We start from the raw sequence: 13,754 nt of genomic DNA, 5'->3' as shown, positions 1-13,754 counted from the left end.
AGCAAGCCTCAGCCCGCGCGGACGCCGCCGTCCGCCTACTCGTCGTCGCCGTTGTCGCGCATGGCGTAGACGCGCTCCAGGAAGTCGCGGTGGGCGCGCAGGGTGGAATCGAGCAGTTCACGCCAGGTGCGGCGGTCGACGCGCTGATCACTCATGAGCGAGGAGAGCGAGGCCGGGCCCAGGCGGTCGATGTGGTCGACGATGAATGTCAGTCGGCGGCGCGGGAATTGGGCGCCGATACGCGGATTCTCCTCGAGGAAACGGTCGAGTTCGTAGAGGTAGTTGACCGCGCGGTTGTACTCCTCGTCGGTGAGGTGGTAATACATGCGCTTGATCTCGACGATCCACAGTTCGCCGGAATCGTGCAGCAGTACGAAATCGGGTTCGCGCTTGTGGCTGCCGATGGCGGTGGTCACCAGGGCGGCGCCGAATTTCTGCGCGTACCAGCGTTCGAAGCTGGCGCGGACGCGTTTGAGGGATTCGTTCATGCCCAGCGGCGTCCATTCCGGGGCGAGCAGCCACGGGGCGGATTCGATGAGCTCCTGGAAAGGTCGCTCCAGCGAGCGGCAGTCGTCGATGAGGGCGCGCAGGCGGTCCACGACGGCGACGCGCTCGCTGGCGATCTGGCCGAGGGAGTAGATCTCGGCGACGCGGGCGCGTTCGAACAGGGCGACCACGACATCGAGTTCGGGATCGTCGCCGTCCTCGGCGATCTCCTTGAGGGTCTCGAGCAGGCTGCGCTGCGGACCCAGCGAGAGCGCCAGGCGCAGCATGTTCTGAATGTGAGCCGGATCATCGAGCGAGGCACGATCCTTGTGCGCCAACAGGATTCGCGCCGCTTCGACCACGGAATCGCGGAACATGCGGTCCCCCGGGGCAATTGCCTCCAGGGTTTCGTGCAGGCGGGAGCGTTCGACGAACTCCTCCCACACGCGGCGGCGAATGGATTTCTCACCGAGCCTGCCGATTTCCTTGATGAGGGCCTGCCCCCAGTGCGCGAGTGCTTCACCGCGCGGGGAGTTCCGGATGATGTCCTGGCGGTCGGAGCGCACCAGGTCCTCATCGTCGTCGAGCCAGTCGACATTGATGGCGCCGACCAGATAGGAGCGCAGTTTGAATTCGCCGGTGAATCCGGCGGGAATGCCGAAATCCCTTGTCTGAGCGACGATTTTGCCGCGCGCGTAGATACGCACACCGGCCATCGCCTCATCCCGGTACGGCTGCTTCGAGTAGGCGATCCAGCCGGTCACCGGCAGGTACTGATGCCCGAAACGCACCGGTACCCGCGCGGTGTCTATGCGGGTCTCCTCCATGACATCGATCGGCAGATCGCTGAGTGTGAAGCTCTCGCGGCCGTTGCTGTTGCGGACCTCGACCCGCCAATCGGCGCGCTCGATGCCGAAACGCGAGGCCAGCTGGCGATTCAGTTCGGTGCCGGTATTGACGCGCTTGCGGAAGAAATTGCTCAGGATGACGGTGGTGCCGCGCCTGGCGGTGAAGGTGCCGTCCAGGGCGCCGGGCTTCGGGTAGTAGTCGCGTTCGGTGTCGGTGAGCATCTCGTCCAGGTCCATGATGAGATGTGAGACCGGCCAGCCGAGATCGGTGTAGTCGCCGGGATAGCTGCCCGCGCTGATCACTTCGATGGTGCGGCAGATGCCGAAGGCCGCCAGTTTCCCGATTCCCTTGCGGCCCATGACAGGTCGCCGCCGTTCCCGGGACAGATCCGACCCGGTCCGCACCCGCCGGTCCGAGCCGACCATCAGATAATGGCTGTTGATCTCCTCGGTGGTCATGCCGTGCCCGTTGTCGGACACCACGATCCGGTAGGCGGGTTCGTCCGCGGCGCGGATATTCCCGGTGAGCGTGACACCCCACGGCAGTTCCACCGCCACCTCGGTGGCATCGGCATCGTAGGAATTGGCGATGAGTTCCGCCAGCACCGCCGAAACCCGGTCATAGAGCCGAATCCCGAGCTTGTCGATCGCCAGTCGGCTGATCCGCATCGTATACTTGTGGTCTTCGCATTCCTGCGTGGCCGCATGTACCTCGTTGTACATGGTGAGCCCCCAATTGCCCTACCGGTAGCCTTCGTTCAGCTACCACTGAATTCGATAGAACGCGACCCGGTTAACAAGGGGCTGAACATTTACCAACCGGTTCGTCACAGTGTGGTTCCGGCATTCACCAACCGGTAGCCCATGGCAACGGCAAGGTCTCGGTTACCGCATTCCGACGTCGGGAGCCCTTCGGAAGGGCTCGGTGCGACCCCGGCGGGACCGATTACTTCTCGCATCCCGCGGCGTCCTATCACCGACGGACAACGGCACCCACATGCGAGGTTCACCATGCCCAAGCTGCGCGTACACAACCTTTCCATCTCCCTGGACGGCTATGTCGCCGGGCCGAGTCAGGGGCCCGAGCATCCCCTCGGCATCGGTGGCGAGGACTTGCACACGTGGCTCTTCGACACCGACTACGGCCGCTATATGCAGGGCGAGCCCACCACGGGCATCCAGACCCTCGACGAGGAATACGCCGTCGCGGGTGATGTGAATATCGGCGCGACAATCATGGGGCGCAATATGTTCGGGCCGATTCGTGGCGAATGGCCGGACAACTCGTGGACCGGTTGGTGGGGGCCGAATCCACCGTATCACCACGATGTCTTCGTGCTCAGCCACTACCCGCGCCCGTCGGTGGAAATGGAGGGTGGAACGGTTTTCCACTTCGTGGATGACACGCCTGACACCGTATTGAAGAGCGCCTTCGAAGCGGCCGGGGGTCAAGACGTCCGATTGGGCGGCGGTGCGGCCACCGTCCGCGAATTCCTCCGCGCCGGGCTGGTCGATTCCCTGCATCTGGCGGTCGTCCCCATTCTGCTGGGTTCCGGGGCCCGCCTGTACGACGATCTCGGCGCCCTGCCCGGCTACGAATGCAGCCGCGTGGCGGCATCCACGGCGGTCACGCACGTGACGTTCACGCGTAGCGCGGGCTGAGGGCGACGAAAAACCTCATGACTTCCTAATGGTCGTCCCGGCACCATGCCCGGTATGACCACAACCGTTGCCGCCGCGCCCGCAGCGGTTACAGTGCCGTCGAGTTCGCGCATCATGGCCATCGACGCCGCCCGCGGGCTGGCGGTGCTGGGCATGATCGTCGCCCATATCGGCCTCACGCAGCCCCTGGCGTGGAACGAGCCCGGCAGCTGGCTGTCGATCGCGCACGGCCGCTCCTCGATCCTCTTCGCAACCCTGGCCGGGGTGTCCATCGCCCTGCTCAGCGGCAAGCAGCGGCCGCCCGCCGGTACGCAGCTGGTGACGGCCCGACTGCGAATCCTGGTGCGCGCCATCGTCTTGTTCGCCTTGGGCGGGCTGCTGACCGCGCTGGGCACCGATATCGCGGTAATCCTGCAGACCTACGCTCTGCTGTTCGCGCTGCGCATTCCCTTTCTGACGTGGACTCCGCGCCGTCTGCTCGTCCTCGCGGCGGGTTGGGCGCTCGTGGCGCCGCCGCTGACCGTGTGGTTGTCGCACATCCTGCCCGAAACCTTCCCGCCGACCGCCGAAATCTGTTCCGGCGCAAAGGTAACCGATCTCGCCGTGCTCGGCACCTATCCCGGTCTGGTGTGGATCACGTTCGCGCTCACCGGACTTGCCATCGGACGATCCGATCTGAGCTCGTCACTGCTCCGGATCCGGCTGGTCGCCGCCGGGATCCCCCTCATGGTCCTCGGCTACGGCAGCGCGTGGATGCTCGGCCGTTCCGTCTCCCCGGAAGCCTCCGACTGGGCCCAATTGCGCACCGCCGAACCGCATTCCGGCACCACCTTCGAGATCGCGGGCTCCCTCGGCTTCGCCCTGACCGTCCTCGGCGTCCTCCTGTTCATCGCGACACGCATTCGCCCCCTGCTGTTCCCGATGGCGGCCGTAGGCTCCATCCCCCTCACCGCCTACGCCGCCCACATCATCGCCGTCCGTTTCCTCCGCGACGCGGACATGACCGACAACACCCCCCTGGCCATCTTCGTGATAGTCACCCTCGCCGCCGCCACCCTCTGGGTCCTGGCCTTCGGCCGCGGCCCCCTCGAACGCCTGGTGACCTGGATCGGCGCCCGCTCCACCCGAGTTGCGTGACACCCTCGCCCGGTCCGTGCAGAATGCGGATCGGGCCGGGTGGCGCCCACCCACAACAACGGAAGGGGCCCGATGGCAAGCATCCCTCGCATCCTCACCACCCGCTTCGCCACACCTCCCCTGCCCCAACCCACCCTCGCGGACACCATCGCCGCCCGCCGCCACTTCTTCGGCGATTCGGCCGTAGACCCTGCCACCGGCGCCGTCCGCGACGACCAGGTCCTCATCTCCTGGTTCGGCTGCTCCAGCTTCGCAATAGCCATGTCCGGCACCGTCTTCCTCCTCGACGCCTGGATCCCCCGCGGCCTCACCTCCGGCTACGTCCCCACCACCCCCACCGAAGTAGCCGCCCTCCGCCCCACCGCCATCTTCATAGGCCACGCCCACTTCGACCACGCCGCCGACGCAGGCCCCATAGCCCAAGCCTCTGGCGCAGTGATCCACGGCACCGCCGACCACTGCGCCACCATCCGCAACCAAGTCAAGTCTCCCGAATTCACCTGCGTAGAACTAGGTTCCAGCTCCAACCTCCCCGGCGACCGCTACGACTTCACGCTGGCCCCCGGCCTATCCGTGACCGCGATCCGCCACCTCCACTCCGCCCGCACTCCCCGCGACGAATCTCCCAGCGCATCGTCGCCCGTCCGGCTCACCCCCTGCCCCTGCGACATCCGCACCCACCCACCAACCCTCACCGACGCCACCCACCTGGCCCGCAGCCTCCCCGCCTCCGAAGGCGGCGTCCTCCTCTACCAATTCCGCACAGAAACCTTCACCCTCACCTGGCACGACTCCAGCGGCCCCCTCCTAGACAAGGCCCCCAACGTCCTCGACCTCCTCCGCACCCTCCCCCCATCCAACGTCCACATAGGTGCCATCCAAGGCTTCAACCAATTCACCAACGGCCTCCGAGACCCCCGCACCTACATAGAAGCCCTCCGCCCAAAGTTCTTCATCCCCAACCACCACGACAACTGGCTCCCCCTCCTCACCGCCCGAGGCAAGGCCTTCCAAACCCCACTCCACGAGGAACTAGCCCGCATCCCAGAAGCCAACCGCCCCGACCTCCGCATGCTCCTCGACCCCACCGACTACTTGTCCTCCGGCCGCCTGACGTTCCCCACCACTCCCTGACCCGTACTCAACTGAACCGCAACACCATGGTGACGCTATTCCCCCCAGACCGATCGACCACCTCGGTCCCAGGAACCTCCACAAACCCCATCCGCTCATAAAGCCGCAACGCCGGATTAGTAATCCGCACACTCAAACTCACCCCCGGAACCCTCATCCGCGCCCGATCCAACAGCTCCCCGAGCAACGCGGTCCCCACCCCCGCCCCCCGCATCCCCGGCATCACTCCGATCGCCAACTCAGGCGTCTCATCATCCACATACCCATACGCCGGCCTCCCATGCGAAAACCGCCGAACCCAAGCCGCCCCCTGTACAACCCCGCCCACACCCCCAACCACCCCGAAGTCCCCTTCCCGGCCCCACCCCTCCACATAACAAGCCAACTCCGGCACCGCCTTCAACTCCTCCGGCGACACCATCCCTTCCTCCCCAGCATGCGCCGCCTCGAAAAGCATTGCCCACAAGAACTTCTCGTCCTCCAGCATGGCCTGCCGTACGAACAATCCAGATGTCATGGGCCAATCATGCCGCCAAGCCCGAGTCGTCACGCAACACCTGTGGGACAACTTCGACGAAGATCAACATAGACGCGGGGAAAACCTGCCACACTCCATCTGTGGAACCACGGGCTGAGGGAGAGTTTCGCGGGATGCTGTTTCAGCATCTGGACGAGGTCGATGCTTACAAGGAAACTCTTGAACGCCAGGAGCTTGAAGCGCTCGGCTCTGGCAGCGCAGGCTCTGATGCCTTGGCAAATACTGATCCCGGACTCGATCAGGTCGCAGCGGAACTCTTGCGTCTTGATCCGACCGGGCTGAGAACCGCAAAAGTCCTGCGCGATACCATCGACCAGCTCCTCAACGGGGAGGTGACCGGCAGATACGACTGGAACACCCTCATAAAGACGGAGAAAACGCACGCCGGAACGCTGGTCGAGATCAATATCCAGCGAGAGTTCCAGTTCGGCGACGGCCAGTTCATGGATTACTCGATCGCCGGGTTCAAGGTTGATTGCAAGTACTCCCAGAAGTTCGGCGGATGGATGATTCCGCCGGAAGCTGTCGGCCATCTATGCCTGCTGGTATGGGCTGACGACCGACTATACGAGCAAGTGGAGCGCCGGCCTTGTGCGCATCGAGTCGGGCATACTCGGCACAGGCAAGAACCGTGACTCCAAAGCGACAATCAGCGCTGCTGGCCGCGGCAAGATCCTCTGGCTGTGGCGTGACTGCCAACTCCCCGAAAACGTCCTCCTGCATCTTGATGATGTGACTCGAGAGCAGATCCTGATCAAAGGAACCCGCAAAGGGCAAGCACGCGTTATCGAGTTGTTCAGACGCGTACACGGCCGCCGCATCGGACGCGGAGTGGTCCGGACTGTCGCACAGCAAGTGGACTACATGGCCCGTGTCAGGGAAGGTGACCGTGGACGCGCCCGGCCGAAGCTCAGGGAAGAAGGCATCATCATCCTGGGCGACTATCCTGCGCACCAGGCTATTTCTCGTGATCTGGGTGGCCCGGTTCCGCAAGATGACGAATTTGTAGCCCATCGGGTTGCACGCGCCAGACCGGAACACGGTGACCGCCCGCGCGCAGAGATCCGAGGAGAGGACTGGGTTGTGGCCAAGCCTGGCGAAGCTGCGGACAGGCCGGCTCCCAAACTTCCTGATCCGCAAGGCGGTGTCAGCTCACCCGGAATGCCACCCGAGTCAGGACTCGCTGCTGGCCGACGCATCGAGATGCCGCAATAACGCACGAACGCCCGCAGCATCCATCCCAGCACCAGCCGCTGGCTCTTCCTGCAGATCGGCGAGCTGCTGAACAGCAGGGTCATCGAGAATGCGGCCCATGAACTCTAGCTTCTCCTCCAGCCACACGCGTACAACTTCGTCGACAGTCTTGCGTGTAGCAAGAATTGTCACTCTGTTCTCTGTGCCGGGAGCCAAGCTAAGACGGTGAATGCGATCCAAACTCTGCAGAAAACGCCCTGCCATGAAGTCACGGTCGACGTAGACCGCATCGTGGCAGACTGGTGGAGGCTTAGGCCCTCTCCCAGAATGGCCGGGTTGGAAAATAAATACCTGACAGTCCGGGTCCTGGCGGAAACGACGCAGCTGTTCCTCACGATCGAGGGAGCCCCCGTAAACCACAGCCGGACCGTAACCCCCGAGAAGCTTCTCCAGTTGCCCTCGGCGAGCCAGCAATCAACGTGGCTTTGACGCGCCCGTGGCAGCAAACCTAGCGTGTCGCTGGCGTCTCACGATCCGCTGTCCCAGTGATCACATATGATCGCTCACATGTTCGGATCCGCCCGTCAAGACACTGGTGACCGCAGTCACGGCATGCTCCAGCGTCTCGTGCTCCCACAGGCGGATTACCGTCCAACCAGCCTCTGCCAGAGCGGTATTCGCTGCATCGTCACGCGCGATGTTCCGCCGGAGCTTTGGCGCCCAATACCATTCGTTGGTTGTCGGTTGCCTGCCGTGTTCCGGGCAAACATGCCAGAAGCAGCCATCCACGAAGACCGCTACCTTCCGGGCCGTGAAAACGATGTCCGGCCGGACTCTCATCGATCCGAGGTCGAGCTTGAAATCCTTGCGATATCGATAGCCCAGCCGATGCAGCGCGGTTCGCAAGGCAACTTCCGGCTTCGTTCCGGTCCGACGGTTGGCCCGCATGTTCCGGGAGCGGCCCTCGTTGAGTGGAGCGGGGTAAAGCCCCCGCTCGTGGGCCCTTCTCCAGGCCTCTTCAGATCGGCTCTCAGTCACAGCTGTCCCAGTTCGAGGCAGATGGATGTCGTGCGGAAAGATACCCCCGCACACACGACCACTCGACCCCGGCCCCGTCATCGAAAGGCATCAGTGTGACCGACACTCGCGGCATCGAAAGCGTCGGCGCTGGTGACGTGGAGCCACCGTTCACCTCGATCGAGATCTGCGCAGGCGCAGGCGGCCAAGCCGTCGGCCTGCATCAGGCAGGTTTCGGCCATTTAGCCCTGGTCGAGATCGACCAGCATGCGATCCAGACACTCGAGCTCAATATCAGGGATCACAAACTGTGGGCGTGGGAGCGGGAGTACTGCGACATCCTCTCGGCCGACGTCAAAGATTTCGACCCTTTTCGTGACCTGGGCAAGGGTGCTGAGCTGCTGCAGAAGCGCGGGCTGGATCTCCTCGCTGGCGGCGTGCCATGCCCCCCGTTCTCCCACGCGGGCAAACAGCTGGGTAAGCACGACAAACGAGATCTCTTCCCGCGCATGCTGGAGCTGGTCGAGGTCTTGAAGCCGCGCGCGGTCATGATCGAAAATGTGCGCGGGATCATGGATCCGAAGTTCTCCGGCTACCGGGAATGGATCGTTGCAAAGCTTCAAGGTGGTACGTATTTCGGTGACGATGGCCAGTTCGCCGAGGAACCTGGACTCGGATACACGGTCTGCAAATGGGATGTTCTGGAAGCCAGCGACTTCGGCGTTCCACAGCTCCGGCCTCGAGCGATCCTCGTAGCGTTCCGAAACGACGTAATCGCGGATCTCAAGTATGAATGGCCCACGGCTACGCATGAGGATCCTGTCAGCGTCGCTGAGGTCCTGGAGCCATCGATGCGCGAGCGGTATGGGCGGTATTTCGAAGGCTTGCACGCCGAGCAATCGCACGCTGCATTCGACCGGTGGTTGCAGAAAGCGCGCGAACGTGACGCTGAGCTCAAAGGCCGTGGCGGAGGTATTGCCCCAACTCTTGTGGGCGGCTCGAAGAAGCACGGTGGTGCGGACCTCGGCCCGAATCGCGCAAAAACAGCGTGGAAGCAACTGGGAATTTCCGGCATGGGCGTTGCCAATGACATCGATACTTGCGCCCAGAAGCAGAGTGAGGACCGCGACCTGTTCGGGCCAGACGGGCCGATGCTCACGGTACGGCAGGCCGCCATGATCCAGGGATTCCCCTCCGAGTGGGACTTTTCGGGCGGAAAAACGGCACAGTACCGGCAGGTCGGCAATGCATTCCCGCCTCCCGTAGCGCGGGCGGTGGGTCTGTCGATTGCAGATGTCCTGAAGGCATCGGAAGAACGCGACCGGGAGTCAGGCAGCTGACCCGGTTCGAGGAATGCCACCAACCAGGTGCTCGGGTAGCAAGTAATCTGTTCGACTACTGGCTGCCCAGCTCTGGGAACTGGTTGTCCAGCCAAGACTGCACGGTTGGGACATCGCCGTAGCCTCGTTGGCGAAGGACATCAACAACATCCCTGCCGCACACCATCACGATGGGGTGGGCGTCTGTCCGAACCTCTTGATAGACCTGCTTGTTGAAGTACGACAACGTGACGAACACGCCGAACTGCCTGTGGCGCAATCGCGATATCAATCGGCTCATTTCCCGGACACCCACGCCATGCTCCTGGGAATAGCACTTCGCTTCCAGCGAGAACGCTATGCCAAGCCGGTCACCAGCAGGACCGAGGAGATATTCACCGATGGCGTCGCGGCCCCCGTCTCCGCTGGGAGGTGTGACCTCGCATTGCCCGGTCGACGGCGCGAACATCCTCCAGATCGCGACGGCGCAGTGCTCGAAGTCGGTCTCACGGCCTTCGAAGTGCCTGCGAATCGCCTGAAGAATCTTCACACCACCAGGATCGGCGGGGAGTTGCTGATCCTTTTCCCTGACAGTGAGAGTCGAGGGTGCGACGAGGGCATGATATGCGCGGCCCTCCACCCACTCCCTCCAGACCTTCGGGCATTCCAAAGCAGCGAGGGCGGACTGACCCGACTGGACTGCGTTCAGCCAAACCCTTGGCACGGCGTCCGCATCCAGGACGGTGAAAACCGCACGATAGTTCTGGAATCGCTCGCCGGATTTACTTCGCCAGATCGCCGTCAGATCCTCGTCCGCTGGCAGATTCGAGGCGCCCGGCGCCAGTAATCCGCGAAACCGGACCGCCCGTCCAGGTGCCGCCTTCTCGAAGAGGAGAAACGGCGGGACCTTCGCCCGCTCGGCCGACGAGCCGTGCGCAGCCTGGAAGACGTCGCTGAGCAGCCGGTTGCCACTTCGCGCGGTCTCGTGCAGACTCCGTCCAGGCTCACGGTTGTCGCCGTAGTAGGTAAAGATGCCGGTCTGGACATCGAGGTTGTCTGGCCAGTCCGGCACGGTGCCGCTCGTATAGAGCACCACCAGCCTGACCGTTGCCTCCTTCACCGACCCCTTGTACCGGAACCCGCCCTGATTACCTACCTGCAGCAGGCGAGCGAGTGGATCGTCCGCGGTACTGCCCTGATTCCCACCGAGATAGACGTGCTCGACACGGAGGTCCGACGCGGAGAGCTGATCAAAGGGAATGGCATAGTTACCGTCCGGCACGAAGGAATTGTAAACCGAACTGTCGCTTTTTCTTTCGCAACAAACAACCCTCGCCTCCTGCTCCCTGACGGAGCACACTTCATCGACCTATACCGAACCGGAACCCGCGGAGGCAGCGCACAACCAGATCTGCCGGCGATCCTTCGCCTGCCATCGGGCCTTCGCTGGCCGCCCACTGCTCCAAAGCAACACGGATAGCTCCGGCGGCGGCAGCCGCAGTCAGCCGCAACTTCAGCGAATCAGCTTGCAGACCAGCCAAATCAGTAAAGATTCGCAGCAACTCGCGTTCGCCCTCGAGGTTGATGCGCTGCCACATTGCGCGTAGAGCCGGATCGTCCCCCATAGCGCGCAGGAGACCGCGCGTGATTTCGAGGTCGTCGTTGTCGGGGTCGAGTGTCAGGGAGCGGACGGCGGCTGCTTCCAGTTCAGGGAAGGTCGGGAGGCGGTGGGTACCGACGGCTACTTCGGCTAGCCAGCGGCGGGCACCGGCGGCGAGCATGGGTTCGACTGCTTCTTCCTTGGTGCCGGCGTAGCGGTAGAAGGTGCGGAGGGCTATGCCGGATTCGGCGGCTATTTGGTCGGCGGTTACGGCGGCGGTGCCGTGGGTGGCGAAGAGGCGGGCGGCGGTGCGGGCTATGTCCAGGCGGGTTTCGGCTTTTCGGCGTTCGGCCAGGGTGTGGCGGGGGGAACGGTCGGGGGTTGGTGGGGGCACTTCTGCGCCTCTCTCCTGGGGGTGACCTCGGTAATCCTAGTTGGCGGGATGCCATTGTGTCATGACGTGCCATATCGGCGTAGCGTGCCAGGTGAGAGTTCGGATCGATTCGAGGAGAGTTCGCGATGGAGCGTTTTGCCGAGCGGCGGGTGCTGATTACGGGGGCTGGGTCGGGTATTGGGCGGGCTATTGTGTTTCGGATTCTGGCCGAGGGTGGGCGGGTTGTGGCTGCCGATATCAGTGCGGAGGGGCTAGCAGAGACTGTGAAACAGGCTGCTGAGTAGGGGGTTGCCGATCGGTTGAGCACTGTGGTCATCGATATTTCCGGTGAGGACTCGGTACGGGGTGGTGTTCGGGAGGCCGTTGCTTCGCTGGGCGGGGTGGATGTGCTGGTTAATGCGGCGGGGATTTTGCGGTCTGCTCATACGCATGAGATGGCGTTGGCGGACTTCAATCGGATTATCACGACCAACCTCACGGGGACGTTCTTGATGATTCGGGAGGCGCTGCCGAGCTTGTTGGAGTCGGAGAAGGGGGTGATTGTGAACTTTGCTTCTACGTCTACCTTTTTCGCACATCCCTACATGGCTGCTTACGCCGCTTCCAAGGGCGGGATCATGTCCATGACGCATGCGCTGGCTGCGGAGTACAGCAAGCGGGGATTGCGTGTGGTTGCGGTGGCGCCGGGGTCGATTTCCAGTGATATGACCGATGGGCGGGGGCCGGGGCTGCCCGCGGATGCGGATTACACGCTGTTCACGAAGCTGATTCCGGGGATCGGGCAGGGGTTCGCGGGGCCGGAGACGGTTGCGGGTGTGGTGGCTATGCTGGCTTCCGATGATGGGGCGTTCATTACGGGGACCGAGATTCGGATCGATGGCGGGACGCATTACTGACCCGTACCGGAGGGTGAGGCAGGAATCGCTCGGGATGGTGATGTGGACGCGCGGGATGCGCTCGGAGGATCACGGGTATGCGATTCCGCCTCTTATCCGTATGTCTTGCAGTGAGCTCGGTGGCCTGGATGGTTGCCGGAGGCTTCGCCTCGGCGACACCTGACGGGTCGTTGGGGTGGGAATCGTGCGCGGAGAAGGCCGAGTAAGAGTGTGCGATGTTGACGGTTCCGATCGATTGGGCGGAACCGTCGGGCGCGACGATCGAGATTGCGGTGATTCGGGATCGGGCCGATGAGCCGGGGGCTCGGATCGGGACGTTGGTGTCCATGCCGGGTGGGCCGGGGACCTCGGGGGTGGACGAAATTCTGCGTGGGGGAAAGTTCTCCGCGGAGTTGGGGAAGCGGTTCGACATCGTGAGTGTGGATCCGCGGGGCGTCGGGCGGAGCAATCCGGTGCGGTGTGATGGCGGGCTGGCCCGCAATCGGCCGAATATGGTGCCGGAGGCCGGGGGGGAATCTGGCGGAGGTGTGGCGGTACGCTCGCGAGCTCGCGGACAGTTGCCGGGAGTACACGGGGGCGCTCATGGATCATCTCGATGCGGAGAGTGTGGCGCGGGATGTGGAAGCGCTGCGGATTGCGCTCGGGGACAACGAGATCAGCTTGTACGGGCGGTCGTATGGGACCATGCCGGAGCAGTCGTATCTCGAGCTGTTTCCGGAGCGGGTGCGGGGGATGATTCTCGACAGCGTGGATGATCACAGTCTCGCGGGGGACGAATTCCTGGCGTCCGAGGCGCGAGCCGCCGAGGACAACTTCGCGGAGTTCGCGGCCTGGTGTGGACGCGACGCCGGATGCGCCTTGCACGGCAAGGACATTCCCGCGGTGTATCGGAGCTTGTACGAGCGAGCCGAGCGTGGGGAGTTGCGGAGCGGGGACAAGGCGTTGGGGCCGCTGGAGTTGAGTGCGGCGACGACACAGCGGCTGTACAAGCCCGAATGGTCAACTCTGGCAGGCGAACTGAAGATACTCGCGGAGCAACCGGCAGCGGCGCCGGGACCGGCGGTGCGACCGCAGCGCAGCGGGACGCCCGTCGAGATGCCGGAGATCATCTTCTGTTCCGATTGGGAATTCGAGATCGGGGATCAGGCGGAGTGGGTGCGGTTGTGGGGTGAGCAGAATCGGAATGCGCCCACGATCGGCACGCATTTCGCGTGGGGTGCGGGCAGTATCTGCTCCGGATGGCCGGTGCGGGCCGCCAATCCGCAGCACCTACCGCGGGTGGCGGGCGCTCCCCCGGTTCTCATTCTGAATTCGCGCCACGATCCGGCGACGCCGCACGAGTGGGCGGTCGGCGTTGCGGCGAATACGCCTGGTACAACACTGGTTACGTATGAGGGGTGGGGGCATGGGATCTACAATCGCAATGGCTGCACGACGGCCATTGCCGATCGTTATCTCATCGATCGAACCGTGCCGGTGGCGAATACGTTCTGTCCTGTGTAGCCGTCATCCCTGAGGACTACGAAACC

Annotated in this window: 13 protein-coding genes and 1 pseudogene; 8 read left to right on the top strand and 6 right to left on the bottom strand. The window is 63.6% G+C overall.

What is annotated here, in order from left to right:
• Positions 1–35 precede the first annotated feature (35 nt).
• Complete coding sequence (locus tag NC4_RS29545) at positions 36–2,003, bottom strand: ATP-binding protein (RefSeq protein WP_218021321.1); 1,968 nt, start codon at positions 2,001–2,003, stop codon at positions 36–38.
• Positions 2,004–2,345: 342 nt separating this feature from the next.
• Here NC4_RS29545 and NC4_RS29540 point away from each other — a divergent pair, with 342 nt between their 5' ends.
• From NC4_RS29540 to NC4_RS44175, 3 genes are all read left to right on the top strand, one after another.
• Positions 2,346–2,996, top strand: coding sequence for a dihydrofolate reductase family protein (locus tag NC4_RS29540; RefSeq protein WP_067544676.1), 651 nt, complete (start codon positions 2,346–2,348; stop codon positions 2,994–2,996).
• 54 nt (positions 2,997–3,050) lie between these two features.
• Positions 3,051–4,133, top strand: coding sequence for a heparan-alpha-glucosaminide N-acetyltransferase domain-containing protein (locus tag NC4_RS29535; RefSeq protein WP_169814888.1), 1,083 nt, complete (start codon positions 3,051–3,053; stop codon positions 4,131–4,133).
• Between the two features lie 72 nt (positions 4,134–4,205).
• Entirely contained in the window at positions 4,206–5,267 is a 1,062-nt protein-coding gene (locus NC4_RS44175) for an MBL fold metallo-hydrolase (protein WP_067544674.1), read from the top strand.
• A 7-nt stretch (positions 5,268–5,274) separates the two neighbouring features.
• Here NC4_RS44175 and NC4_RS29525 read toward each other — a convergent pair whose 3' ends face one another.
• On the bottom strand, positions 5,275–5,754 hold the full coding sequence (locus NC4_RS29525; RefSeq protein ID WP_218021320.1) for a GNAT family N-acetyltransferase: 480 nt from the start codon (positions 5,752–5,754) through the stop codon (positions 5,275–5,277).
• 164 nt (positions 5,755–5,918) lie between these two features.
• Here NC4_RS29525 and NC4_RS43390 point away from each other — a divergent pair, with 164 nt between their 5' ends.
• A complete protein-coding gene (locus NC4_RS43390; RefSeq protein WP_067544670.1) occupies positions 5,919–6,440 on the top strand; it encodes a NaeI family type II restriction endonuclease in 522 nt (173 codons plus the stop codon).
• On the top strand, positions 6,397–7,020 hold the full coding sequence (locus tag NC4_RS43385) for a NaeI family type II restriction endonuclease (RefSeq protein WP_245722005.1): 624 nt from the start codon (positions 6,397–6,399) through the stop codon (positions 7,018–7,020). Before NC4_RS43390 ends, NC4_RS43385 begins: the two co-directional genes overlap by 44 nt.
• On the opposite strand, the gene NC4_RS39485 is transcribed toward NC4_RS43385, so the two are convergent.
• The gene (locus NC4_RS39485; protein ID WP_245722004.1) at positions 6,979–7,419 is read right to left on the bottom strand and encodes an SNF2 family DNA/RNA helicase; all 441 of its coding nucleotides are present in this window, start codon (positions 7,417–7,419) and stop codon (positions 6,979–6,981) included. The two genes, NC4_RS43385 and NC4_RS39485, sit on opposite strands and share 42 nt — an antisense overlap.
• Before the next feature lie 129 nt (positions 7,420–7,548).
• Complete coding sequence (locus NC4_RS29515) at positions 7,549–8,037, bottom strand: very short patch repair endonuclease (protein WP_067544668.1); 489 nt, start codon at positions 8,035–8,037, stop codon at positions 7,549–7,551.
• Between the two features lie 95 nt (positions 8,038–8,132).
• Between NC4_RS29515 and NC4_RS29510 the strand changes: the two genes are divergently transcribed.
• Entirely contained in the window at positions 8,133–9,356 is a 1,224-nt protein-coding gene (locus NC4_RS29510; RefSeq protein WP_245722002.1) for a DNA cytosine methyltransferase, read from the top strand.
• 55 nt (positions 9,357–9,411) lie between these two features.
• Here NC4_RS29510 and NC4_RS29505 read toward each other — a convergent pair whose 3' ends face one another.
• Both NC4_RS29505 and NC4_RS29500 read right to left on the bottom strand, forming a co-directional pair.
• Positions 9,412–10,617: a restriction endonuclease gene (locus tag NC4_RS29505; RefSeq protein WP_067544831.1), complete on the bottom strand. Its 1,206-nt coding sequence runs from the start codon at positions 10,615–10,617 to the stop codon at positions 9,412–9,414.
• A gap of 79 nt (positions 10,618–10,696) precedes the next feature.
• Positions 10,697–11,329: a TetR/AcrR family transcriptional regulator gene (locus NC4_RS29500; protein ID WP_067544666.1), complete on the bottom strand. Its 633-nt coding sequence runs from the start codon at positions 11,327–11,329 to the stop codon at positions 10,697–10,699.
• Between the two features lie 125 nt (positions 11,330–11,454).
• Here NC4_RS29500 and NC4_RS29495 point away from each other — a divergent pair.
• Positions 11,455–12,225, top strand: a pseudogene (locus NC4_RS29495) (SDR family NAD(P)-dependent oxidoreductase).
• A 525-nt stretch (positions 12,226–12,750) separates the two neighbouring features.
• Positions 12,751–13,728, top strand: a complete 978-nt coding sequence (locus tag NC4_RS29490; RefSeq protein ID WP_169814887.1) for an alpha/beta hydrolase — start codon at positions 12,751–12,753, stop codon at positions 13,726–13,728.
• The last annotated feature ends 26 nt before the right edge of the window (positions 13,729–13,754 follow it).

Source organism: Nocardia crassostreae, assembly GCF_001613405.1.
GTDB lineage: Bacteria > Actinomycetota > Actinomycetes > Mycobacteriales > Mycobacteriaceae > Nocardia > Nocardia crassostreae.
This window is presented reverse-complemented; position numbering and strand designations above follow the sequence as displayed.

Coding starts and splice junctions, on each gene's coding strand:
- NC4_RS29545 (WP_218021321.1), bottom strand. CDS start 2,003: ATGCGGATCAGCCGACTGGCGATCGACAAGCTCGGGATTCGGCTCTAT.
- NC4_RS29540 (WP_067544676.1), top strand. CDS start 2,346: ATGCCCAAGCTGCGCGTACACAACCTTTCCATCTCCCTGGACGGCTAT.
- NC4_RS29535 (WP_169814888.1), top strand. CDS start 3,051: ATGACCACAACCGTTGCCGCCGCGCCCGCAGCGGTTACAGTGCCGTCG.
- NC4_RS44175 (WP_067544674.1), top strand. CDS start 4,206: ATGGCAAGCATCCCTCGCATCCTCACCACCCGCTTCGCCACACCTCCC.
- NC4_RS29525 (WP_218021320.1), bottom strand. CDS start 5,754: ATGCTGGAGGACGAGAAGTTCTTGTGGGCAATGCTTTTCGAGGCGGCG.
- NC4_RS43390 (WP_067544670.1), top strand. CDS start 5,919: ATGCTGTTTCAGCATCTGGACGAGGTCGATGCTTACAAGGAAACTCTT.